The 22,763-nt window shown below is 41.2% G+C and carries 24 protein-coding genes; 15 read left to right on the plus strand and 9 right to left on the minus strand.

Features of this window, described 5'->3' with window-relative positions; translation table 11 throughout:
• Positions 1 to 67: 67 nt before the first annotated feature.
• A complete protein-coding gene (locus IHV10_RS20625) occupies positions 68 to 235 on the minus strand; it encodes a YpzG family protein (protein ID WP_077364736.1) in 168 nt (55 codons plus the stop codon).
• 39 nt (positions 236 to 274) lie between these two features.
• Positions 275 to 430, minus strand: coding sequence for a small, acid-soluble spore protein K (sspK, locus tag IHV10_RS20630; protein ID WP_066242730.1), 156 nt, complete (start codon positions 428 to 430; stop codon positions 275 to 277).
• 100 nt (positions 431 to 530) lie between these two features.
• On the opposite strand from sspK, the gene IHV10_RS20635 reads away from it, so the two are divergent.
• On the plus strand, positions 531 to 797 hold the full coding sequence (locus IHV10_RS20635; protein ID WP_197134041.1) for a YfhJ family protein: 267 nt from the start codon (positions 531 to 533) through the stop codon (positions 795 to 797).
• A 13-nt stretch (positions 798 to 810) separates the two neighbouring features.
• Here the strand turns inward: IHV10_RS20635 and IHV10_RS20640 are convergent, their stop codons facing one another.
• The gene (locus tag IHV10_RS20640) at positions 811 to 1,812 is read right to left on the minus strand and encodes a metal-dependent hydrolase (protein WP_197134044.1); all 1,002 of its coding nucleotides are present in this window, start codon (positions 1,810 to 1,812) and stop codon (positions 811 to 813) included.
• Between the two features lie 37 nt (positions 1,813 to 1,849).
• Here IHV10_RS20640 and IHV10_RS20645 point away from each other — a divergent pair, with 37 nt between their 5' ends.
• Genes IHV10_RS20645 through IHV10_RS20655 form a run of 3 tightly spaced genes read left to right on the plus strand, consistent with a single transcriptional unit; the run spans position 1,850 to position 4,039 of the window.
• Positions 1,850 to 2,164, plus strand: coding sequence for a hypothetical protein (locus IHV10_RS20645; RefSeq protein ID WP_197134047.1), 315 nt, complete (start codon positions 1,850 to 1,852; stop codon positions 2,162 to 2,164).
• Position 2,165: 1 nt separating this feature from the next.
• On the plus strand, positions 2,166 to 3,287 hold the full coding sequence (gene mutY / locus IHV10_RS20650) for an A/G-specific adenine glycosylase (protein ID WP_197134050.1): 1,122 nt from the start codon (positions 2,166 to 2,168) through the stop codon (positions 3,285 to 3,287).
• A complete protein-coding gene (locus IHV10_RS20655) occupies positions 3,284 to 4,039 on the plus strand; it encodes an SDR family NAD(P)-dependent oxidoreductase (RefSeq protein ID WP_197134053.1) in 756 nt (251 codons plus the stop codon). The genes mutY and IHV10_RS20655 overlap by 4 nt, the downstream gene beginning before the upstream one ends.
• Positions 4,040 to 4,272: 233 nt before the next feature.
• Here IHV10_RS20655 and IHV10_RS20660 read toward each other — a convergent pair whose 3' ends face one another.
• Positions 4,273 to 4,497 (minus strand): hypothetical protein, encoded by a 225-nt coding sequence (locus IHV10_RS20660; protein ID WP_153238266.1) that lies wholly within the window; start codon positions 4,495 to 4,497, stop codon positions 4,273 to 4,275.
• A 146-nt stretch (positions 4,498 to 4,643) separates the two neighbouring features.
• On the opposite strand from IHV10_RS20660, the gene IHV10_RS20665 reads away from it, so the two are divergent.
• The 8 genes from IHV10_RS20665 to IHV10_RS20700 all read left to right on the plus strand — a co-directional run bounded on the left by IHV10_RS20665 (position 4,644) and on the right by IHV10_RS20700 (position 13,654).
• Positions 4,644 to 4,817: a gamma-type small acid-soluble spore protein gene (locus IHV10_RS20665; RefSeq protein WP_082861254.1), complete on the plus strand. Its 174-nt coding sequence runs from the start codon at positions 4,644 to 4,646 to the stop codon at positions 4,815 to 4,817.
• A gap of 392 nt (positions 4,818 to 5,209) precedes the next feature.
• Positions 5,210 to 5,737: a nucleoside tri-diphosphate phosphatase gene (gene ntdP / locus IHV10_RS20670; protein ID WP_066242704.1), complete on the plus strand. Its 528-nt coding sequence runs from the start codon at positions 5,210 to 5,212 to the stop codon at positions 5,735 to 5,737.
• A gap of 106 nt (positions 5,738 to 5,843) precedes the next feature.
• Positions 5,844 to 7,586: an ABC transporter ATP-binding protein gene (locus tag IHV10_RS20675; RefSeq protein ID WP_197134056.1), complete on the plus strand. Its 1,743-nt coding sequence runs from the start codon at positions 5,844 to 5,846 to the stop codon at positions 7,584 to 7,586.
• A 224-nt stretch (positions 7,587 to 7,810) separates the two neighbouring features.
• Positions 7,811 to 8,821: an ABC transporter ATP-binding protein gene (locus tag IHV10_RS20680; RefSeq protein WP_197134059.1), complete on the plus strand. Its 1,011-nt coding sequence runs from the start codon at positions 7,811 to 7,813 to the stop codon at positions 8,819 to 8,821.
• Entirely contained in the window at positions 8,796 to 9,770 is a 975-nt protein-coding gene (locus IHV10_RS20685; protein ID WP_197134062.1) for an ABC transporter ATP-binding protein, read from the plus strand. The genes IHV10_RS20680 and IHV10_RS20685 overlap by 26 nt, the downstream gene beginning before the upstream one ends.
• A gap of 58 nt (positions 9,771 to 9,828) precedes the next feature.
• Positions 9,829 to 11,430 (plus strand): ABC transporter substrate-binding protein, encoded by a 1,602-nt coding sequence (locus IHV10_RS20690; protein ID WP_197134065.1) that lies wholly within the window; start codon positions 9,829 to 9,831, stop codon positions 11,428 to 11,430.
• Positions 11,431 to 11,717: 287 nt separating this feature from the next.
• Entirely contained in the window at positions 11,718 to 12,722 is a 1,005-nt protein-coding gene (locus IHV10_RS20695) for an ABC transporter permease (protein WP_197134068.1), read from the plus strand.
• 11 nt (positions 12,723 to 12,733) lie between these two features.
• Positions 12,734 to 13,654, plus strand: a complete 921-nt coding sequence (locus IHV10_RS20700) for an ABC transporter permease (RefSeq protein ID WP_197134071.1) — start codon at positions 12,734 to 12,736, stop codon at positions 13,652 to 13,654.
• Between the two features lie 46 nt (positions 13,655 to 13,700).
• On the opposite strand, the gene IHV10_RS20705 is transcribed toward IHV10_RS20700, so the two are convergent.
• The 3 genes from IHV10_RS20705 to IHV10_RS20715 all read right to left on the minus strand — a co-directional run bounded on the left by IHV10_RS20705 (position 13,701) and on the right by IHV10_RS20715 (position 17,581).
• Complete coding sequence (locus IHV10_RS20705; RefSeq protein ID WP_197134073.1) at positions 13,701 to 14,675, minus strand: nuclease-related domain-containing protein; 975 nt, start codon at positions 14,673 to 14,675, stop codon at positions 13,701 to 13,703.
• Between the two features lie 335 nt (positions 14,676 to 15,010).
• Entirely contained in the window at positions 15,011 to 16,081 is a 1,071-nt protein-coding gene (locus tag IHV10_RS20710) for an FUSC family protein (protein WP_197134076.1), read from the minus strand.
• A 213-nt stretch (positions 16,082 to 16,294) separates the two neighbouring features.
• A complete protein-coding gene (locus IHV10_RS20715; protein ID WP_197134079.1) occupies positions 16,295 to 17,581 on the minus strand; it encodes a glutamate-1-semialdehyde 2,1-aminomutase in 1,287 nt (428 codons plus the stop codon).
• Positions 17,582 to 18,118: 537 nt separating this feature from the next.
• Between IHV10_RS20715 and IHV10_RS20720 the strand changes: the two genes are divergently transcribed.
• Genes IHV10_RS20720 through IHV10_RS20730 form a run of 3 tightly spaced genes read left to right on the plus strand, consistent with a single transcriptional unit; the run spans position 18,119 to position 20,711 of the window.
• Positions 18,119 to 19,135 (plus strand): ABC transporter ATP-binding protein, encoded by a 1,017-nt coding sequence (locus IHV10_RS20720; RefSeq protein ID WP_197134095.1) that lies wholly within the window; start codon positions 18,119 to 18,121, stop codon positions 19,133 to 19,135.
• Positions 19,128 to 19,919 (plus strand): ABC transporter permease, encoded by a 792-nt coding sequence (locus IHV10_RS20725; RefSeq protein ID WP_144703842.1) that lies wholly within the window; start codon positions 19,128 to 19,130, stop codon positions 19,917 to 19,919. Before IHV10_RS20720 ends, IHV10_RS20725 begins: the two co-directional genes overlap by 8 nt.
• Before the next feature lie 6 nt (positions 19,920 to 19,925).
• Entirely contained in the window at positions 19,926 to 20,711 is a 786-nt protein-coding gene (locus IHV10_RS20730) for an ABC transporter permease (RefSeq protein ID WP_197134098.1), read from the plus strand.
• A 212-nt stretch (positions 20,712 to 20,923) separates the two neighbouring features.
• On the opposite strand, the gene IHV10_RS20735 is transcribed toward IHV10_RS20730, so the two are convergent.
• A complete protein-coding gene (locus tag IHV10_RS20735; RefSeq protein ID WP_197134101.1) occupies positions 20,924 to 21,847 on the minus strand; it encodes an ABC transporter permease in 924 nt (307 codons plus the stop codon).
• A complete protein-coding gene (locus IHV10_RS20740) occupies positions 21,837 to 22,763 on the minus strand; it encodes an ABC transporter permease subunit (protein WP_197134103.1) in 927 nt (308 codons plus the stop codon). Before IHV10_RS20740 ends, IHV10_RS20735 begins: the two co-directional genes overlap by 11 nt.

Here is a 22,763-nt window from a genome sequence, read left to right on the forward strand (position 1 = left end):
AGATCAACCACTTAAAACACCGTGAACAAAATAAAGAAGCGGTACAGGACCGCTCCTTTATTCGTCACTATGAACGCTTACGTGTTTGAATTTCAAGCACATAGTTATTTAATGCTTGCTGGGTCTCCCCGTTCACTTGGTTGTACGCATGCTTCGAATTGGCACGCGGTGAGTGAAAGGGGTCAGAATATTTACCGTTAAATCGCGTTGATGAGAAGTAGTCTTTCTTGTTCAACTGATTCACCCCCCAGAATGAAATTCATAACCGCAAGAGTTACTGATCATCTCGGTGTTGATTGGACAAAAACATTCGTTCCTGCGGATGGTCACGAATGGATCCATCTGGCCGTTTAGAAGAGAATTCTTCTTTTGATCTCGGCTCACCTGAGAAGGAGATCCGATTAGGGAAGTTTTTCGATTTATTGCGCATGTGATTACCTCCTTATTATCGGTTCTCAACTAGTATGAAACGTGAGAGAACCCTTTATGTGACGGGGGTTTCTTTAAAAATTGGTTAAGGAGGGAGAATAATGGAAGAGCGTTTTGACAGATTGGCGAAATTACTGCAAGAAAAGAACCCAGCCCTTACAAATCAAGAAGCAAGGGAATGGGTGGAAGGATTATGGGAAGATTTTGAGTCTACTCGAGCGAAAGCGGGATGGGAGTATGAAGGACAAGAGGTTACTGAGAAGATGGTAACCCAATTGATTACTTCATATGGCCATAAGCTTCATGAGTATTTTTCAAACAATCCTAAATTTCAGCGATTTGTAAAAAAAGACGGGCCTATTCAATAAGCCCGTCTTCTTCCTATTCATTATTGTTGATGAGGTCGAGTGGAGAGAATTCCATCTTCTTTTTTAAGCGGTCTTCAGAATAAACCCAGCCTGTAAAAGAAGTAATGATGTTCAAGTTTTCATCTAACTGTACCATCGCGACAAAAGGATAGTGTCCTTTACTTCTATATCGAAGATCAATAAATTGAACGAGGTGCCCGTGATCGTTTTTCTCGACTTCCCACCTGTGTACAGGAGAAAAGGAAAGAAAGGCAGATATATTTTTATCTTTTTTCGCTGCATCGATCAATTTCGTTTTTGGAACAGCTAGACGATCAAACGTATCCCAAACCGTAACTTTTCCATTTTTCAAACCGGCTACAAAGAATTCATGCTTCGATTTAATGGCAAGATGGTATTGTCCCCAACGAATCGTAGGGCTAGCATAAATCTCTTCAGCTTCTGGAATCTTTTTCAGCACAATCTTATTTACTCGCTGCCTGGACATGATTCGAATGATGTAATAAACGATAAGTATGATATATACCGTTAGGAACGTGTATCCTGGATCAACACCAACATACCAGAGCAACAAACCTCCTATATGCAAGAAAAAGATAAAGGGATCAAAGATACTGATGACACCTAGTGCGATCCATTTCTTTGAAACAGGGTACAGTGCCTGTGTGCCGTAAGCATTAAAGATATCAACGAATACATGAAGGAAAACTGCGATCGCTGTCCATAACAAAAGCTTTCCGTTATCAGCTTCAGGAACAAATAATGAGATAGCCCCAAATAAAAGCAGCGGCCAGATCACAAGAGCAGGCAATGAATGTGTAAGCCCTCTATGGTTTCGGATGTATACCGCATTATTTTTAAGTTTAAGTACTGTGTCAAAGTCGGGTGCTTGGGAACCGATTAGTGTCCCAGCAAGAATGGCTTGGGAGGTCACTGGATCATTTGCAATTGCAGGGTCCAGCATCGCTAATCCACCTAACCCGAGCCCCATTACAATATGTGTGCCTGTATCCAAGGCGATCACCTCCTATGTAGGAATGGAGTGAAATAATATGTTAACAGTTTTTATGGAGTATAAAGTAAGTCCGGATTCCATTCAATATTATGAGTCTCAAATGGTTTCTGTGATTCAAGAACTTAAAGCTTATGGAGCTTCTGATATTCAATGGTATAGGGCAGCAGATCAGCCTTCCCTATATGTTGAATGTTTCCAAGTTAATGATCAAGAATCATATGATACGATTAAAAAAAATCGAACTACACTTCAGCATCCTGTTTTTTCATTACTTAATGAATGTGTAACAGGAGGACTTGAAAAAGTCCATTGCTGGGCGTTTGAAAAGCTTAATACAAAGGAAGATCTGTAAATTGAACACAACAAGTAATAGTATATTTTCCCTCAATGATTCATATGTGAAACAATTTCAAGACCATTTGTTAACTTGGTATAACGAGAACAAACGAACATTGCCTTGGAGAGAAAATCAAGACCCCTATCGTGTTTGGGTCTCTGAGATTATGCTTCAGCAAACAAGAGTAGATACGGTTATTCCTTATTTCGAACGTTTTACTCAACTGTTCCCAACGCTTCAGGACCTCGCTTATGCGGATGAAGAAAAAGTCTTAAAAGCATGGGAGGGTCTAGGTTATTATTCCCGAGTTCGAAACTTACAAACCGCAGTAAGAGAAGTATGCGAATCTTATGGAGGAAAAGTACCGAATACGCCAAAAGAGATCGCTGGATTAAAGGGAGTTGGCCCATATACAGCAGGCGCGGTTCTAAGTATTGCGTACGGTATTCCAGAACCTGCCGTTGATGGTAATGTTATGCGTGTTTTATCACGAATTCTATTGATTGAAGAAGACATCAGTAAACCAAAAACGCGTATACTCTTTGAAAAAGCAGTGAGGGAACTGATCTCACATGAAGATCCGTCTTCTTTTAATCAAGCATTAATGGAGCTAGGTGCATTGATTTGTACACCCAAATCACCAGCTTGCTTATTATGTCCGATGCGAGAATTATGCAAAGGGTTTGAGAGTGGAAGACAAGCTGAACTTCCTGTAAAGTTAGGAAAAACAAAAGTAAGAACAGCTAAGATGACTGCAGGTGTGCTAGTGAATAGTAATGGAAAAATTCTTATTCACAAAAGACCATCAGAAGGCTTGCTTGCTAACATGTGGGAATTTCCGAACACCGAGTATGTGGGGGAGCACAAAGACGCAGAAATAAATGCGTTGGTTGGATATGTACAAGAACAGACGAATTTGGGAGCATTTGTAGAAGATAAAGCAGGATACATTGAGCATGTTTTTTCTCACTTAAAATGGGAAATTCAAATATGGCAGGGAAAAATCGAAAGTGAAGATAATCTAGAACAGCTGCCGGCGGATTGGAAATGGGTCAGTGTAGACGAGCTTGAAACATATCCATTTCCTGTCTCTCATCAAAAAATCATTCGGCTTATAAAGGAGGCATTAATTGTATGAACTTAGATCTTGAAGGAAAAGTTGTGCTTGTTACAGGTGGATCTAAAGGGATCGGTCAAGGTATTGCTTATGCCTTTTTAGAAGAAGGTGCAAAAGTAGGAATCGTCGGTCGTAACTTGGCTGATCTGGAAGCTGCTCAAAAAGACGGGATCGAAATTTTTCAAGGTGATGTAACGAATGCCGATGATCGTGAAGAAGTGATGAATGAGTTCGTTACAAAGTTTGGAACGATAGATGTTTTGGTTAACAATGCAGGTGGAAGCAATGGATCTTCTGTTATGGAGACAAGCATCGAGCAGTTTGAAGAAGCGATGCATCTGAATTTTCTTTCAGCTGTTGATCTGAGTAAAAGAGCGGCAGCGATCATGAGCGGGAAATCAGACGGTGGAGCTATTATTAATATTTCATCTATTTTTGGCCGGGAATCTGGTGGTAAGCCTACGTACAATGCAAGCAAGGCAGCCATGATTTCCTTCACAAAGTCATTTGGTGACGAGATGATCAAGAAGGGGATTCGAGTAAATGGCGTCGCCCCTGGATCGATCTTGCATGAAACAGGAAATTGGAAAAAAAGATTGGAACAAGATCCAGACAAAATCAATTCGTTTGTAGAGGAACATATTTCTGCTGGCCGATTTGGGACGGTAGAAGAAGTAGCCAACGTTGTAGTGTTTTTAGCTTCCAAAAAGTCATCATGGGTCGTTGGAAGTACGCTGAACGTGGATGGCGGACAGTCTTATAGTAACTTTTAAAGGATATGAAGGAAAAATAAGCCCCTGCAGTGTGCAGGGGCTTGTTTGTTTGTTTGTGCTCGTCCAGCAGCTGGTAGGCTTGCTGGATGAGCGATTCCCAGGGTTTATGAGCGATTCCCAGGGTTTATGAGCGATTCCCAGGGTTTATGAGCGATTCCCAGGGTTTATGAGCGATTCCCAGGGTTTATGAGCGATTCCCAGGGTTTATAAGCGATTCCCAGTCAATCAGGATATCAATCGTATTTAACCTCAGTCCCATGCGTCCAATCGGCTTCATCTCGTTTCATTCCGCCTCTTGCTTCAATCTCCTTAATGATCTCGCGGTGCATGCTAGTTCCTTCTTCGTTTAAATAAGGAGCCACCTGCTGCAAAGAGTGGTGAAAATATGCGAGTTCCGCATCCTTCCAATCGGTCTTACTCGTCATACTCAATTCCGTCATATCTCTTCCTACATACATGAGTTGTCCCTCCTTTTATCAAGATTTAGTTATTCATTCATTTATCCCCTATATCTCAATGTTTTAATACTGGAAATATCTAATAAAAAAAGTGCTTATAAAAAAGGACTACACCGGGTAAATTATATTTCGTGGAGGTGAAAAACATGGACAAACAACAAAAACAACAACAACAACAAGCTCGTCAAAAGCAACAAAACGCTCAACAACAACAAGCTGGTCAATCTTACGGGACTGAATTTGCTAGCGAAACTAACGCTCAAGAAGTTCGCCAACAAAACCAACAGTCTCAACAAGGTAAAAACCAACAACAAAAATAACCTCTATCCAGGAATGCTCCCTAATCACTAGGGAGCATTTTTTGGTTCCTCTTCATTTTTTATCTGACATTCACAAGAATTACATACGTTTTCTAAACATGACCGATGGGAATACTAGTGACGAGTGGAATTATTTGAAAAAAGGCGCTTTTATGAAAAAAACAGGGACAAGTACATTTCCAAACTATTCTTAAAACGATATAATAAAGAAGAGAAAAAAAGCGTGTGTTATGAAAGAAAGTAATGATCGGGAATAAAAACATCGAAAAAAATGAAGAACGAGGTTTATTAATGGAGCTGGTGAATTACCGACAATTGGTTAAAGAGGAAGGAGAATTAACAATTCAATAGGTAACATTAGCTTCCGGAACTCGGGCAGAAAGGAGAGAGAGATGAGTTTTCCTGCAACCGGAAGTATAATCAATATCCAAAGCTATAAGCATAACGGTTATCTTCATAGAAACTGGGAAGATACGGTTATTTTGAAAGGGACTCCTAGTCAGGTGATTTGTGGTAACGACCGGATTCTTGTTACTGAATCTGACGGGCGTCAATGGCGCACGAGGGAACCGGCCATTTGCTACTTTAACGCGAAGCAATGGTTTAACGTGATCGGAATGATACGAGAAGACGGGATTTATTACTACTGCAACCTAGGCTCACCATTCATGTGGGACAAGGAAGCATTGAAGTATATTGATTATGATCTTGATATAAAAGTATTTCCAGATGGCACTTATATCTTATTGGATGAAGATGAATATGAGCTGCATAAAAGAATGATGAGGTATCCGAGTCAGCTCGATACGATTATTAAGAAGAACCTTCAAGAGTTAATCTTGATGGTCACACAAAAAAAGGGGCCGTTTGAACCTGGATTTGTGGAACAATGGTACGAAAGATATTTAGAATTCCGATAAAAAGGAAAACCTGTTGAAGAGTCAACAGGTTATCCTTTTTTTATCTTTGGTTAACTTGGCGCTTTGCCAAGTTTTCTTTTTATGAAAGAAAGAATGGTGAAATGAAATGGATAGTATTAAACGTTATTTGAAATTTGTAAAACCATACAAGTGGCAAATCTTTTGGACAATTTTAATCGGGTTAGCCAAGTTTGGTATCCCGTTGCTAACACCACTGATTTTAAAATATGTAGTGGATGATATCATTCAAGTCTCATTGCCGGTAGATGAAAAGTTAAACAAACTTTACTGGCTCATGGGCGGAGCTGCACTCATATTTGTTGTGCTTCGACCACCAATCGAATACTGGAGACAATATTATGCACAATGGGTAGGAACAAAGGTTTTATATGACATTCGTGATAAGATGTTTGATCATATCCAACGCTTGAGTCTGCGTTTTTATTCGAACAATAAATCAGGCGAAATTATTTCAAGAGTCATCCATGACGTTGAGCAAACAAAAACGTTTGTCATTACCGGTCTTATGAATGTATGGCTAGATATGGCGACGATAATTATTGCAGCGGCCATCATGTTCTCTATGGATTTCTGGCTAACGATCGTAGCCTTATCCATGCTTCCGGTTTACGGGTTTTCGGTAAAATTTTTCTATGCTCGACTTCGTCAATTAACGAAAGATCGTTCGCAGGCTCTGGCTGAAGTGCAAGGCCATCTGCATGAACGCGTTCAAGGTATGTCAGTCATCCGCAGTTTTGCACTCGAAGATCACGAGCAGGTTCAGTTTGATAAACGAAACCGCAACTTCTTAGACCGTGCAATGGATCACACAAAATGGAACGCAAAGACATTCTCGGTCGTAAATACTGTAACAGATATCGCGCCGCTTCTTGTTATTGGGTTTGCAGCGTATCAAGGCATTCAAGGAAACATTACAATTGGGGCTTTAGTTGCTTTTGTAGCGTATATGGATAGACTATATAATCCACTTAGACGACTAGTGAATTCATCTACAACACTGACACAATCGATCGCGTCTATGGACCGGATGTTTGAGTTTTTAGATGAGTCCTATGATATTGAAGACTCTCCTCAGGCGAAACCCTTAACATCGGTAAAAGGAAAGCTTGATTTTGAAAATGTATCATTCACTTACAACGAGGAAGAAGCGGATGTGTTACATAATGTTTCCTTATCGGTTGAAGCAGGTGAAACGATTGCTCTTGTGGGAATGAGTGGCGGAGGTAAATCTTCGTTGATCAGCTTGATTCCACGCTTTTATGACGTATCAGAAGGAAGCATCAAGCTCGATGGAACGGATATCCGCGATTTTAAAGTGCGAACACTAAGAGATAATATCGGTATGGTTCTTCAAGATAATATTCTTTTTAGTGAATCTGTTCGCGCGAATATTCTTATGGGTAATCCAGAGGCTTCAGATGAAGACATGATTGCGGCTGCTAAAGCGGCTAATGCACATGAATTCATAATGAGCCTTCCGGAGGGTTATGATACCAAGATCGGGGAACGTGGAGTCAAATTATCTGGCGGTCAGAAGCAGCGAGTGGCTATATCTCGTGTCTTTTTAAAAAATCCACCGCTCCTTATTCTTGATGAAGCAACTTCTGCACTCGACCTTGAGAGTGAACATTTAATTCAAGAAGCTTTAGAAAAACTTGCAAAAGATCGAACAACGTTCATTGTGGCCCACCGACTTTCCACTATAACGCATGCGGATCGAATCATCGTGATCGATCACGGCAGGATCGTAGAAATCGGTAACCATAAGAAATTGATGGAAAAACAAGGCGCCTATTATGACCTATTCATGGTTCAACAACTAAGTTAATTTTAGACGAGACCAGCAGAGATGCTGGTCTTTTTTATAGCTTTTAAACGGGATTGTAGTTTCAAAGGCACATGAAAATCATACGAAAGAACTACAACATAAGACATATTTGTCGACTATTCTGAAAATTAAATATTGTCAAATTGTCAGAGTAGTGTCATAATTCTCAACAGAGAAGTAATATTCTAGGAAATTTGGCAGCTTAGAGAAAGGAGTGAGATCTCATGGGAAATCCAGTTCTAGAAGTGAAGAACTTAAGAACTTCTTTCCTTACAGACGATGGCGCAATCCCTGCTGTGGATGGTGTTGATTTCCACGTCAATCCTGGTGAAGTGCTTGGTATCGTAGGAGAATCGGGCTGCGGTAAAAGTGTGACGTCACTATCCGTAATGGGACTAGTACCTACACCGCCTGGGAAAATTGAAGGAGAGATTCTCTTTAAAGGTGAAAATATTGCTTCAGCACCAGAAAGAAGGATGCGGCAAATTAGAGGCAATGAAATCGGAATGATTTTTCAGGAGCCGATGACAAGCTTGAACCCGGTTATAACAATCGGTGAGCAGCTTATTGAATCACTACGCATACATAGAAAATGGTCCAAAAAAGAAGCGATGGGCAAAGCCGTTGAGATGCTTAAGCTAGTGGGGCTTCCACGGGCAGAAGAGCTTGTAAAAGAATATCCTCATCAATTATCAGGAGGTATGCGTCAGCGTGTCATGATCGCCATGGCCATGATCTGTGACCCTAAACTTCTGATAGCGGACGAGCCTACTACCGCTTTGGATGTTACGATTCAAGCCCAGATTTTAGATCTGATGAAACGACTAAACAAAGAAACAGACACCGCCATCATGATGATTACGCATGATCTTGGTGTAGTTGCTGAGATGTGTGAGCGCGTTGTTGTAATGTACGCTGGAAAAGTGGTCGAAGAAGGTGAAGTGAAAACCATCTTCCAAGATCCGAAGCATCCTTATACGGTAGGGTTGATCAAGTCCGTACCAGACATGAGGGAGAAGGTTGGCCGTCTATACTCTATACCAGGAAACGTACCGAAACCCGGTTCTGTCAAAACGGGTTGTTCGTTCGCACCACGTTGTGAGCATGCAGGAACAAGGTGTATAACTGAAACTCCTCATCTTAAAACTCAAGAAGGCAGTCATCAAGTCAGATGCTGGCTTTACGAGGACGGGAAAGGAGTGAATCTGCATGAGTCAGACACAGCCATTAGTTAAAGTTGAAAATTTAAAGATGCACTTTCCGATTAAAGGCGGACTATTGAGCAAGACCGTTGGCGAAGTAAAGGCAGTAGACGGAATCTCTTTTTACATAAAAAAAGGGGAGACACTCGGCCTCGTAGGAGAGAGCGGGTGCGGTAAGTCCACGACAGGACGCATGCTCCTAAGACTTTTAGAACCTACTGAAGGAAAGATCTACTTTGAAGGCGAGGATATAACGAAATTATCCTCGAGTGAGATGAGGAAGAAACGCCGCGAGATGCAGATGGTGTTTCAAGATCCTTTTGCTTCCCTGAACCCGCGTCATACGGTTGAGAAAATTTTAGAAGAGCCACTAATCGTTCATGGTGTAAAAGATAAAGCGGAACGAAAAAGACGAGTAAAAGAACTGCTTGAAGTGGTAGGACTCTCAAGCTGGCACGCAAAGCGATATCCTCACCAATTTTCAGGAGGACAAAGACAGCGTATCGGAATCGCACGAGCACTTGCCGTGAATCCGAAGCTCATTATCGCGGACGAGCCGGTATCTGCACTGGATGTTTCCATTCAATCTCAAGTATTAAACCTTTTACAAGATCTTCAAAAAGAGTTCGATCTTACGTATTTGTTTATCGCGCATGACCTTGGCGTAGTCCGCCATATCAGTGACCGAGTGGGAGTTATGTATTTGGGTCATATCGTAGAGCTTGCTGATAGTGAAAAGCTTTATGATGATCCAAAACATCCATATACACAAGCTCTTTTATCAGCTGTTCCTATACCAGATGTAGAGCATCGAAAGGACCGTGTCATCCTGCAAGGAGATGTTCCGAGTCCATCGAATCCGCCTGCTGGTTGTCCGTTCCATACACGTTGCCCTGCAGCGATGGATCATTGTGGAACCGTAAAGCCTGTTTTAAAAGAAGTTGCTGAAGGCCACTACGCTGCCTGCCACCTTTACGAATAACGGCAGACACGTACATATAAACAAAGGCATAACTAAAATGAGAACTGGGGGAAAGAAGATGAAGAAAAGTTTATTAACTTTATTTGCTTTAATGCTCGCTTTATCTCTTGCGTTGGCAGGGTGTTCATCAGGAGGAGATAGCAGCAGTGGAGGAGACGACGAAAAAGTCGATCCGAACAATGTCATGATCTACGGTCGTGGCGGAGATTCTGTAGCACTTGATCCAGCAGTTGTTACTGACGGTGAATCATTCATCGTAACAGAGCAAATCTATGAGCCACTAGTAAACTACGGAAAAGATAACACAGATATCGTTCCTGGTCTTGCAAAGAAATGGGAGATCTCTGAAGATGGCTTGACGTATACATTCGAGCTTGAAGAAGGTGTTAAGTTCCACGATGGTGAGAAGTTCAACGCTGATGCAGTTGTAAAGAACTTTGACCGCTGGGCACAAAGTAAAGATGGTGAGAAATTCGCATACTACGGATCTATGTTTGGTGGGTTTGAAGGTGACGAAGGCCACGTCATTAAAGATGTAAAAGCAGATGGTGAGAACAAAGTAGTTATTACGTTGAACAAGCCACAAGCTCCATTCTTAAAGAACGTAGCCATGAGCCCGTTCGCAATCGCGAGTCCTAAGTCATTAGACGGCGACAAGCTAAGCAAAGAGCCAGTTGGTACAGGTCCTTTCAAATTCAAGAGCTGGAAGCCAAACGATACGATCGTTCTTGAAAAGAATGCTGACTATTGGGTAAAAGATATGCCGAAACTTGATGGCGTAACGTTTAAAGTAATCAAAGATAACTCTTCTCGTTTGAATGCACTAACAAAAGGCGAAATCGACTTAATGGATGCTCTTAATCCATCTGATATGAAAAAAGTTTCAGACAATGGGAAGCTTCAGTTGTTCGAACGTCCATCTATGAATGTTGGTTACCTAGGATTTAACGTTGAAAAAGCACCATTTGATAAAAAAGAAGTACGTCAGGCGATCAGCCACTTGATCGACAAGCAAGCGATCATCGACAACTTCTATGAAGGAACAGCTGAGCCGGCTAAAAACCCAATGCCTCCTTCAATCGCTGGATACAACGATGAGATTCAAGATCGTGAGTATGACGAAGCAAAAGCAAAAGAACTTTTGGCAAAAGCAGGTATGGAAAAAGGATTCGAAATGGATCTTTGGGCAATGCCTGTAGCACGTCCATATATGCCAAATGGTCAAAAAGTAGCTGAAGCGATTCAAGCGAAACTTGCAAAAGTGAATATTAAAGCGAACATCGTAACATTTGAGTGGGGTACTTACCTTGAGAAAGTTCAAAAAGGTGAAGCACCAATGTTCATGTTAGGTTGGACAGGTGACAATGGAGATGCGGATAACTTCCTTTATACGCTTCTTGATAAAGACACGATCGACTCTAACAACTACTCTCGTTATGCGAACGAAGACGTTCATAAGCTTTTAGTTGAAGCTCAAACAACGGCTGACGAAGCGAAGCGTGAAGAGCTTTACAAACAAGCACAAGTAATCATCCATGAAGATGCTCCATGGGTACCACTTGTTCACTCTAAGCCTCAGTTAGCTGGAGCAAGCAAGATTAAAGGATTCGTTCCACATCCTACAGGTTCTCAATCTTTCGCGGACGTATCTTTCGAATAATGTATGGCGGGGAGTATGGCCTAAAATAGCCTGCTCCTCTTTTTTTGGAAAATGATTCTCTAAAAGGTAGTCTTTCATAACCCCTTTGATACGTTGATTGGAAAGTAAGGTGCGAGACTCCTGGGGGATCAGCGGGACAGGTGAGACTCTTAATAGCGCCTAGCGCTAAAAGGCTCACCGCACGCCCCCCGGAAAGCGAGCATCCTGGAGTGGAAAGCAACGCCTTTCAAGAATCACAACTCGTAACCTAACATACTTGTAATTCTTCTTAAGAAAGAGGTGACCCTATGTTTGCCTATACGATCAGACGGTTAGCAACGCTCGTTCCTGTACTTTTAGGGATGACATTTATCGTGTTCATGATGATTCGCGCTATCCCGGGTAATCCAGCACAATTAATTTTAGGGCAACAGGCCACAAAGGAAGCTGTTGCTGCATTAACTCAGCGACTTGGATTAGACCAACCGTGGTACACGCAATTTATTGATTATTTGACAGGTCTTTTTACAGGAGACCTAGGAGTTTCATTAAAAACGAACGTTCCGATCGCAGAAGAAGTGTGGCCGTATCTAGCAGCTACCATTGAACTTGCTTTAGTTGCGATGGTTATTGCAATCGTGATTGGAGTTAACGCAGGTATCATTTCCGCGTGGTTTCAAAACTCTTGGTTCGATTATACGGCTATGGTTCTTGCGCTAGTTGGTGTTTCTATGCCGATCTTCTGGCTTGGATTGATGGAGCAATATGTTTTCTCTATTCACTTTGATCTTCTACCGACTACAGGAAGAGACAACATTCGTGTCCCGGTTGATCCGATCACGCATCTGTATTTGATCGACACATTGATCCAAGGAAGAATGGATCAGTTTGCTGAGGTAGTCAAACATCTCATCTTGCCAGGAGCTGCACTAGCTACGATACCGATGGCAATTATCGCGCGTATGACTCGCTCAAGCATGCTTGAAGTTATGCGCTCAGACTACATCCGAACGGCTCGTGCTAAAGGGATGAAAATGTTTTGGGTCGTATACAAGCATTCATTGAAAAACGCGTTAATCCCAGTAGTAACGGTTATCGGTCTTCAGACGGGACTGCTATTGGGCGGTGCGATTCTGACTGAGACGATTTTCGGATGGCCGGGCATTGGTACATACATCTATGATGCGATCTCGTATCGTGATTATCCGGTTATCCAATCTGGTATTTTAGTAGTCGCAACGATTTTCGTATTAATCAATCTACTCGTTGATTTGCTGTACGCAGCAATTGACCCGAGAATTAAATTCAAGTAGGAGGGATTAGAATGTCAGAACTCACAAGATCAACACCTCCCGTAGTTCCGCAGCCACAGCATATGCCAGTGGAACCTGTGGAAGACAAAGTAATCTCTCCTTGGAAAGATGCTTGGAGAAGCTTCAAAAAGAATAAGATCGCTCTTGTCGGTCTATCGATCGTATCGCTATTTATCTTGATTGCGATTTTCGCGGACCTGATTGCACCTTACAGCTATAGTGAAGTTGAGCTAAAAGATAAACACATCGCTCCATCTGCTGAACATTGGTTTGGAACGGATGAATTCGGCCGTGATATTTTAAGCCGTGTCATTCATGGTGCTCGCATCTCGCTTTGGGTAGGATTTTTCTCGGTAGCTGGCTCCGTTATCGTAGGTTCCTTGCTTGGCATTATTGCAGGATATTATGGAAGATGGGTCGATGGCATCATTTCCCGTATTTTTGATATTTTACTGGCGTTTCCAAGTATTTTACTTGCTATTGCAGTTGTGTCTGTACTTGGACCTTCTCTAAAAAATGCGTTGATCGCGATCGCGATAATAAACATTCCAACGTTTGGACGCTTGTTGCGCTCAAGGGTGCTTAGTGTAAAAGAAGAGGAATACATTACAGCAGCTCGAGCGGTCGGAATGAGCGACTTCAGGATTCTGATTCATCATATCCTACCGAACAGTCTCGCTCCAATTATCGTTCAAGGAACACTTGCCATCGCAACGGCGATCATTGAAGCAGCAGCTCTTGGATTCCTAGGAATGGGTGCACAGCCACCAACTCCAGAGTGGGGTAAGATGCTCGCGGATTCAAAAGACTTTATCATTCAAGCGCCATGGACCGTATTGTTCCCAGGCTTAGCGATTATGCTCACGGTACTCGGATTCAACCTGATGGGTGACGGCCTGCGTGATGCACTAGATCCACGAATGAAGAGTTAGCGATTAGTTGAATGTGAGGAAGCTTGGCTTAGGCTGAGCTTCTTTTTTATGTGGTTTTTTCTAGTAGGGGGGTTAGGTTGTAGAGTCTTGTTCGATTTGTACCAGTTGAGGGTAGATTTAATGAACGAAGAAGGTGGTAAGCTTGGCTGCTAGATTGTAAATTTAAATACCATGCAAACTCATAGTTAGAAATATGATTTGATATTAATAGTGCGTAATCTTGAAGAGCTTCAATGTGCGCAGTTTTTGAAGAAGTATTACAAGTAGAACAATGCCATTTCCCCCAAGCATAGTTCATGATGGAGTGAGGACAAGTTGGACAAAATACCCCTTTTGAGAGCTCATTTTTATTTACTTGGAAAAGTTCACAAATATCTGGATCGTACGAGGAGCTTAACTTAAGGAGAAGTCTTGCAAGTTTTTTAACCTGTTTTTGAGTAATCATAGTTTCTGTATATTTCTGTATTAGACTTTCGTACTTTTGTTGTAAACTCGAACTCTTAATGACTATCTCATTAGCTTTTTTATAACCTGGTGCCGCTTCAATAATTCCTGCGGGATGTGTCATAACCACAAGTGTCTCAATAGGTAAGAAATTCATTTTGTGTTGTTCTAATACCCTAGTAAGATGAATTTTTTGGCGAGAAACTTGATCAATCGGATTTGGAAATGCCTCTTCTTTTCCTGCATGAGTTCGAATGAATTGAAAGAATTGGTCTTCAAAATAAAGATGGCCAGCCATATATTTGATCTCAAGGATTGTAATGAAACTTGGAGTAATGAGAAGAGTGTCCATTTGAAAAAAATATTCATCGTCTAATATTCGAAGACCATGTAAGTAAAGAATATCCTTGGGCAGATAACGATAAAAGTATTCGAGTGACTGCTCGCCTTTAAAGCCGGATGAATGATTCCGCAACAAATCTTGAAATTCTTGTTTCTTAAAATGATTGGGTGGAATTCTTTTGACCAATTTAGATAATTTGGTAATAAAAATAGGTGCTTTTTTTTCTTTTTTCAAATGAAGCGCCTCCTACAATTTTAGTTAGGATCATGGAACTCCATTTTGCCGCATTCTTACGTTTAGCTCAAAGACCAAGATACCTAATATCACATTTAAAATCAGTTCAATCCACAAATTTCACCTATGAATCCACAAGAAATAGTGTTTAATCCACGAGTTTTATACTCGAATCCTAAAGTTTTAGTGGTTTATCCACGAGTCTACAATCCTAGACATATTTCGACAGAGGCGTACCGAGTAATGTCCGCTATAGACTGGTGTACACAACAATTCGCTGCCCACAAACAAACAAAAAAACCAACCCTCAAAAAAGGGTTGGCTTCCAATACATGTTAGTCCTCAAACCGCTGGTCCAACTGCACTTCACTGTCTTCCTGGTGGTAGTTCTTAAAGCTTTCTACCAGTGTGTTCAAGTGTTCCAATTGGTCCGCGTAATCTATGATTAGAGCGAAAACGGGGAATAGTTCGATCCAATCTTCGTTCTCTGGATTTTTGTAATAGCTCATGATGCATTTCATGAGTGCTTTTTTATTGATAGCATCATCCATATCAAGCGTATGCTGTGCACGGATCTTGTCTGTGTACTTCAACAGCATCTGTTCGTGGAAGTTGGTCAAGCCATCAAGTTTTAATTGGATCAGCTCTTGAAGAGGTTCAGGCATGTTGTTCAATTCGTTTTCATGGCGGTGAAGACTCTTCAACAGTTCTAGTGCTTTGTTTGTCGTTTGTATCATCTGGCGGTAAAGAACCAGTTTACGTGTTTTGGTGTACTTATTGCTTCTAAAATACGTACGTTCTTCTTTATACAATAAGTAATATTGATCCATCTTAAAGCGGTTTTCTTTGAGATGAGTCAGATCTTCTTTAATGGCACTATGTTCTGTAGCATGACGGGTAATCATGCGAATCCATTTTATGATTTCGTCCGTGTGATCGGAAATTTTATAGTACAGTTTCGTTTCGTATTTAGGTGGCATGAATACCAGGTTAACTAAGAACGCTGATAATACGCCGAGCATGATCAATAAGAAACGGTCGATCGCAAAACCGATAAAGTTTTCCGTATGGCTCTCCATGATCACAATCACGGTAACGATGGATAACGGAATCGTTTTCTCAATCTTCATTTTTAAGTTCGCTGCAATGACAAGTACGACAACGAATCCGATAACAAATGGGTTGTTTCCTAGTAAAATTACAAAGATAATAGCAAAAATGGCACCCACCAAGTTACCTTGAACTTGTTCTAAAATGGTTTGATACGATCTATAGATGGATGGCTGGATCGCAAATGTAGCGGCAATCGCGGCATAGACCGGCTGATCCAATTGAAACAACATCGCTAAGTAGATCGATAAAGAAATGGCTAAACCCGTTTTAATCATTCGGGCTCCTAGTTTCATAACTGCAATAATTCCTTTCTCATAAAAAATGTTAATAATCTCAAACACTATAAACTGTTTCGACCTTTTAATCAAGTAAATATCTGTTAACAAATTGTGAAAAGTAACAGACCTATATACCTTATGAAAAACAAATACGCTCTATTACAGGTTTTCCCTTAAATCAAAAAAAGAATCCGTACCATGACGGATTCTTTCATATTTCTATAAAACTTATAGGGAGCTGAATGCTCTCCCAGCTGCTTCGATCGTTGCGCGAACGTCTTCTTCGGTGTGCGCTGTTGTTAAGAACATCGCTTCATATTTGGATGGAGCAAGGTTGATCCCTTCATGTAGCATGTGTTTGAAGTATCTTCCGAAAATCTCACCATCTGTTGCTTCTGCTTGTACATAGTTCTCGATCTTTTCATCTGAAAAATAAAGTGTTAAAGCACCTTTTAAGCGGTTAATCGTTACGGAAACACCATGTTTCTCAGCTTGTTCAAGCAAACCTTTTTCAAGAATAGCACCCAAGCGGTCCATTTCCTCGTAAACGCCTTCTTCTTTTAAAACTTCTAAACAAGCGATACCCGCTGAAATCGATGCTGGGTTTCCTGCCATCGTTCCAGCTTGATATGCAGGTCCGAGTGGTGCTACTTTTTCCATGATCTCTTGTTTACCGCCGTATGCGCCGATCGGCAGTCCGCCGCCGATAATCTTTCCGAGCGCTGTCATGTCTGGTTTAACACCAAGAAGATCTTGTGCGCCTCCATACATGAAACGGAAAGCTGTAATCACTTCATCATAGATTACAAGTGCGCCATGCTCATGGGTGATATCGTTAACAGCTTGCAAAAAGCCTTCTTTCGGTTCGACGATCCCAAAGTTTCCAACGATCGGTTCCACTAAAACTGCAGCGATCTGGTCACCCCATTTATCCATCGCCTCACGATAAGCGTCAACATCATTAAATGGAACGGTGATCACTTCTTGCGCGATAGATTTTGGAACACCAGCTGAATCGGGAGTACCTAGAGTCGAAGGACCAGAGCCAGCTGCAACTAAAACTAAATCAGAATGGCCATGATAGCAGCCAGCGAACTTGATGATCTTATCGCGGCCGGTATAAGCACGAGCAACGCGGATTGTTGTCATGACCGCTTCTGTACCAGAGTTTACGAAACGAACTTTATCCATGGCAGGCATCGCTTCTTTTAACATCTTCGCGAATTTTACTTCAAGAGAAGTAGGCGCTCCGTAAAGAACACCGTTTTGTGCGGCTGTCACGATTGCCTTTGTGATATGAGGATGAGCATGTCCGGTAATAATAGGACCATAAGCAGCTAGATAATCGATGTACTGATTGCCGTCTTCATCCCAAAAATATGCGCCTTGTGCGCGTTCCATAAATACAGGTGCACCACCGCCAACTGCTTTAAATGATCGGGACGGACTGTTAACACCGCCAACAATATGTAGAAGCGCTTCATCATATAGAGCTTCAGATTTCGTATGATTCATCTATAAATACCTCCTGTAAACGATACGTCAGTTAAGTTCAATTCATATTGTAGCATGAATAAGCGCGAGGAACAGGTATGGAAAACTATAACAAAGCAGTCTCAACTATTTGAGTTTATGAATGTGATTGGAGTAAACTTATCGAGTGCCTTGAGTTTCTCTTGCATGAAATTGGAAAAATGGTTGCTCTTGAAAGTGGTTGATTTCCGCTCCAGGATGCTCGCTTTCCGCGGGGCAGGCGATGAGCCACATTCGAACGTTTCACTCTTAAGTGTCTCACCTGTCTAGTTGCAGTGGCTAGCCCCTCGAGGTCAAAAGTTAAATGGCTAAGAAGGCAAAATGCGCCTTCAAACCCATTCACCTTTTGCTTGTCGGGGCTGAACGAGCCACTTCCACTTTATGGGCTGCCCGCCTGTCCTAGCCGAGAGTCTCGCACCTTGCGCTCCAATCAACTTGTGATTGAAGAAAGATGCTACAAACGTCAAGCAGCAATCTTTTAAAAAGAGTCTAATACCTATAAAATACGGAGGCATTTCTATGCAGAACATTATAGATGTACAAGGTTTAAAAAAAGAATTTAAATCCTTCTCCAGCCGATCAGGTCTGAAGGGGGCGTTTCGTGATCTTTTTACACGAAACTATACGATCAAGACAGCAGTGGACGACATCTCTTTTACGATAAAAAAAGGAGAGATGGTCGGTTATATCGGAGAGAACGGTGCAGGTAAGTCGACTTCCATTAAAATGCTGACGGGGATCCTCACCCCGACTGACGGAAAAATTGTTGTTAACGGTATGAATCCGCATAAGGAACGAGAGAAGTTCGTAAAAACGATCGGTGTTGTCTTTGGCCAAAGATCGCAGTTATGGTGGGATATAGCTGTTCAAGAGTCTTTCAGATTATTAAAGAAGATCTACAATGTGCCGGATCAACAGTATGAAGAGCATATGAAAGATGTGATCGAGACACTTGATATCGGACCGTTGCTCGACAAGCCTGTCCGCAAACTTTCACTCGGACAACGCATGCGCTGTGAATTAGCTGCAGCTCTTATTCATAATCCGCCGCTATTGTTTCTGGACGAGCCGACAATCGGACTTGATGTGCTCGTAAAGTTAAAAATTCGTGAGTTTCTAAAGAGAATTAACGAGAAATACGGTACGACGATTCTTTTAACAACGCATGACCTTTCAGATATTGAAGCGCTTTGTGAACGAGTGGTTATGCTTGATGAAGGAAAAATTATTTATGATGGACCACTAAAAGAGCTTCGTGAAAATTGGGCAGAAGGAAAACAGATTCAGTTTCAGTTTAGTGAAAAAGCAACGGTGGAAGAGTTGCAGCATCTTACACAAGAACATCTTGTGGTTTGGGAAAAAGGCGAGAGTGACCTAGTATGGGTTGCTTCGGTTGATGCTGACGAGACCGTGATTTCAGGTGTGATCGGAAAAGTGACTGCGGCTAAAAAGATTGCTGACTTGAAGATTCTTGAGATCTCAACAGAAGAGATCATCCGAAATATTTATGTTGAAGGTGCTGTTCGTCATGGGTAAGTATATCGAGATGATTCGCATCCGTTTTTTAATGATGCTTGCATACCGAACGAACTATTACAGTGGAATACTCATTTATAGCATTAATATAGGAGCTTATTACTTTCTATGGAGTGCCATCTATGGAGGAAAAGAAAACATACAAGGTCTTTCTATCACTCAGATGACAACGTATATAGCTGTTGCGTGGATGGCAAGAGCCTTTTATTTTAACAACATCGACCGAGAGATTGCGATGGAAATTAAAGAAGGAAAAGTGGCCGTTGAGATGGTCCGTCCTTATCCGTATTTAAACATGAAGATGATGCAAGGCTTAGGCGAAGGAATCTTCAGGCTTTTATTCTTCTCTGTTCCTGGAATGATCATCGTAGCGCTCGTGTTTCCTATTGAATTATCCACGAACGCAAGTACATGGTTGTTATTTTTCCTATCGATCACGTTCAGCTTTATCATTAACACACAGATCAATCTGTTAGCTGGAATCGCAACTTTCTTCTTATTTAATAATGATGGCTTGATTCGGGCAAAACGTGTCGTGATCGATTTGTTTTCTGGACTTATCTTACCGTTAAGTTTCTATCCGATGTGGGCTCAGAACGTGATGAGCTACTTGCCGTTTCAAGGGATCAGCTATATCCCGAGTATGATTTTTACTGAAGGGTTTAAAGGCTCACAGATCTATGAAGCCCTTCTTAACCAAGCAATATGGTCGCTACTCCTTATCATTCCGGTGTATGGGCTATGGATTTTGGCGAAGCGTCAGCTTGTGGTTCAAGGGGGTTAGAAGCAGATGGAGTATATTTCAATCTTTTTTCAATACGTCGGACAATATTTAAAAACAAGGCTTACGTATCGTGCTGATATGATCGTCGAAATCTTTTCAGATCTATTATTTCAAGCGGTAAATTTAGTTTTTATCCTAGTCGTATTCGGCCATACGAATCTTCTTGCCGGATGGAGTAAGGATGAGATGATCTTTATTTACGGATTCTTCTTAGTTCCATTCTCGATCTTTGCTTCTTTCTTTAATATCTGGGATTTTACAGACAGATATATTGTAAAAGGCGAGATGGATCGTATCTTAACAAGACCCGTTCACAGTCTTTTTCAAATTGTACTTGAACGAATGGAGTTAGAATCACTGTTCGGTGTAGTTACAGGATTAGTGGTCATGTTCTATGCAGGTGATAAGCTGGGTCTAGAGATCAGCTGGTACGATCCGTTCATCTTCATTCTGTTAGTAATAGGCGGAGCACTCGTGTATGCAGGTATTTTCATTGCTCTTGCAACGATCGGGTTCTGGTCTGATTCGAGAACAGATATAATGCCGATGATGTACAACATCGGAAACTACGGAAGATATCCAGTTGATATCTACAACAAAGTGATCAAGTATGTGTTAACGTGGATCCTTCCGTTCGCGTTTGTCGGTGTATATCCATCTTCCTATTTCTTAGAACGTGAAGAGTGGTATACGTATGCGTTCTTAACACCGGTTGTTGGAATCGTGTTTTTCTTGGTCGCTGTAACGTTATGGAACGTTGGAGTGACAAAGTATAGAGGCGCTGGTAACTAAAGAAAAACCGTTCTCCTTAATTGAGAGAGCGGTTTTTGTTGTTTAATTTTCCATACTAGACTTGTTTCGCCAAAATCGTTCTAGGACAGCTGGGCAGGTATGACACTTGAAAGTGAAACGTACCATGGCACCGCCTGCCCCGCGAAAAGTGATCAATTTAAAACGGAGATCAACTACTCTCAAAAGCAACAATGAATACAAAAACAGCCATTTTATTTAGACAAAGATCGATTCTTAAAATGCTGTTCTAAATCTTTCGTCATGATGTTAATGCAAAGCACCAAAAGGGCAAAAGCGGTTACAGGAACCATAACGATAAATGGCTCTAGCATTAGTTCATTGTGATAAGCAGAGATTAATCCAGTCCATTCATTAGAAACCGATGCATAATGGTTGAATTGGTCATGCTCTTGACCGGAAGTGATTTGCACACCGCCAATAAAAAGATGATAGATTGCTAAGTGAAGCATTAACGTTAGAACTTGTGCAAATTGGCGGCCGACTAAAACAAACAGTCTCGGCCATAAATGGGGAAAAATATGTTTTGCTGTGATTTGAAAGGAAGAAGCACCCATGAGTTTGGCACAGATAACATAATCCGTCCTCGATAACAGTTCAGTCGTTTCAGCGATGATTTTTCCGAGCGGCAGAACACCAACTGCAATAAGAACAAGCAACTGAAGAAATAATGTTTCTGAAGTTGAGAGCACAGATTCATTTCTTAATTCGTAAAAAAGAAAAGGCGACAAAGTCAGCAGTACAATAAGGGATGGTGGAACGTATTGGAAGCTTTGGATCAGACCGCTGAACCAGCTGCTATTAAACAAGCGTTTAAAAAACAATCCCAAAATAACAGAAATTAAGATTCTTGCTAACGTAATGATACAGGCAAAAAGAATCGTATATTTGGCACCGTCAACTAAGATATAAAATAAATCCTTTCCAATACGATCTGTACCAAGCCAATTCTCTTTAGAAGGACTATAAGGCGGAATGTCCAACTTTTTTAAGGAATCAGAGTATCGAAATTGGTTTACTTCAGGTTCAGAAAATGCGAGCGGAATGACAATACTTGCAGCCAAAATGAACAGAAGCAAAAAGAGACCTGTAAAGAAAAGAGGAATTTTACTCAGCATGAATATACCTCCTCTTGAAGATCACTTTTTGTAAACCTTTAACTGCTGCAAATAACGGAGTGACGATCAGCAGTAAAAGCATAGCCTTCGTTTCATAAGGCTGTTCACTTAATAGAATTTGAATAACACCATTCATATTAAACAGGTATTCCAAAACGACCATCTGGCTGAATAAAAGAAGCATGATGATGGGGAAGTGTGTACTGAGTTCAGAGATGGTGTTACTTAAAAGATGTTTCAAAATTATAGCGGATTTACTGATCCCTTTTGAACGAGCAAAGGTGATATAATCCTTATCCACCTCTGTCTCTGAAAGTAATAGCATCATTCTAAATAAATAGATACCAGGTACAATACTGAGTGTTGCAAGCGGAATCAAAAGAGCAGGTTCTTTGCTGGATGTAAAAGGATTTGCGGCAAGCCACCCAGTTTGCTTATAAATCCAAACAACGAATAGCTGTATGCAAAAAACAAAGAACAAATCTGGCATCGATTCTAGTAAGCTGCAGCATTTTAGAAGTACTTTCTTAAAGATGGAAGGAAGCAGTTCTGTCATCCATCCAAGTACTATAGCCATAATGATAGCGATAGTAAAACTAGCTATGATGAGTCCCGCAGTATAGATGACAATACTCCAAACCTCTGGAAATAATGGTCTTTCAGTGATCTGATCCAGAAACTCTACTGAGCGGTTTTCGGGCATTTTAGGAAAGGCGAGTGTTTGTGTTTGTGTGTAAAGAGTTAACGTATGTGGTTTGGTTAGTTGGACAATTGTTTCAATAACAGTCTGTCCGTAACGAAACAGGCTGAATTTCAAAGTGTTCTCTCCAGCAAATAAAGACGGAGTTGCTGAGAGTAAAATAACACCTATGGACAGCAATAAATAAGGTTTCATTAATACGAATAACTTCTTCAT

The organism is Fictibacillus sp. 5RED26, from assembly GCF_015903895.1.
In the GTDB taxonomy this organism is placed as follows: domain Bacteria; phylum Bacillota; class Bacilli; order Bacillales; family Fictibacillaceae; genus Fictibacillus; species Fictibacillus phosphorivorans.

Bases quoted from the DNA above. Each gene is read 5' to 3' on its own strand.
- sspK (WP_066242730.1), bottom strand. From the start codon at position 430: ATGCGCAATAAATCGAAAAACTTCCCTAATCGGATCTCCTTCTCAGGT.
- IHV10_RS20635 (WP_197134041.1), top strand. From the start codon at position 531: ATGGAAGAGCGTTTTGACAGATTGGCGAAATTACTGCAAGAAAAGAAC.
- IHV10_RS20645 (WP_197134047.1), top strand. From the start codon at position 1,850: ATGTTAACAGTTTTTATGGAGTATAAAGTAAGTCCGGATTCCATTCAA.
- IHV10_RS20655 (WP_197134053.1), top strand. From the start codon at position 3,284: ATGAACTTAGATCTTGAAGGAAAAGTTGTGCTTGTTACAGGTGGATCT.
- IHV10_RS20660 (WP_153238266.1), bottom strand. From the start codon at position 4,497: ATGTATGTAGGAAGAGATATGACGGAATTGAGTATGACGAGTAAGACC.
- IHV10_RS20665 (WP_082861254.1), top strand. From the start codon at position 4,644: ATGGACAAACAACAAAAACAACAACAACAACAAGCTCGTCAAAAGCAA.
- ntdP (WP_066242704.1), top strand. From the start codon at position 5,210: ATGAGTTTTCCTGCAACCGGAAGTATAATCAATATCCAAAGCTATAAG.
- IHV10_RS20675 (WP_197134056.1), top strand. From the start codon at position 5,844: ATGGATAGTATTAAACGTTATTTGAAATTTGTAAAACCATACAAGTGG.
- IHV10_RS20680 (WP_197134059.1), top strand. From the start codon at position 7,811: ATGGGAAATCCAGTTCTAGAAGTGAAGAACTTAAGAACTTCTTTCCTT.
- IHV10_RS20685 (WP_197134062.1), top strand. From the start codon at position 8,796: ATGAGTCAGACACAGCCATTAGTTAAAGTTGAAAATTTAAAGATGCAC.
- IHV10_RS20690 (WP_197134065.1), top strand. From the start codon at position 9,829: ATGAAGAAAAGTTTATTAACTTTATTTGCTTTAATGCTCGCTTTATCT.
- IHV10_RS20695 (WP_197134068.1), top strand. From the start codon at position 11,718: ATGTTTGCCTATACGATCAGACGGTTAGCAACGCTCGTTCCTGTACTT.
- IHV10_RS20700 (WP_197134071.1), top strand. From the start codon at position 12,734: ATGTCAGAACTCACAAGATCAACACCTCCCGTAGTTCCGCAGCCACAG.
- IHV10_RS20710 (WP_197134076.1), bottom strand. From the start codon at position 16,081: ATGAAACTAGGAGCCCGAATGATTAAAACGGGTTTAGCCATTTCTTTA.
- IHV10_RS20715 (WP_197134079.1), bottom strand. From the start codon at position 17,581: ATGAATCATACGAAATCTGAAGCTCTATATGATGAAGCGCTTCTACAT.
- IHV10_RS20720 (WP_197134095.1), top strand. From the start codon at position 18,119: ATGCAGAACATTATAGATGTACAAGGTTTAAAAAAAGAATTTAAATCC.
- IHV10_RS20725 (WP_144703842.1), top strand. From the start codon at position 19,128: ATGGGTAAGTATATCGAGATGATTCGCATCCGTTTTTTAATGATGCTT.
- IHV10_RS20730 (WP_197134098.1), top strand. From the start codon at position 19,926: ATGGAGTATATTTCAATCTTTTTTCAATACGTCGGACAATATTTAAAA.
- IHV10_RS20735 (WP_197134101.1), bottom strand. From the start codon at position 21,847: ATGCTGAGTAAAATTCCTCTTTTCTTTACAGGTCTCTTTTTGCTTCTG.
- IHV10_RS20740 (WP_197134103.1), bottom strand. From the start codon at position 22,763: ATGAAGAAGTTATTCGTATTAATGAAACCTTATTTATTGCTGTCCATA.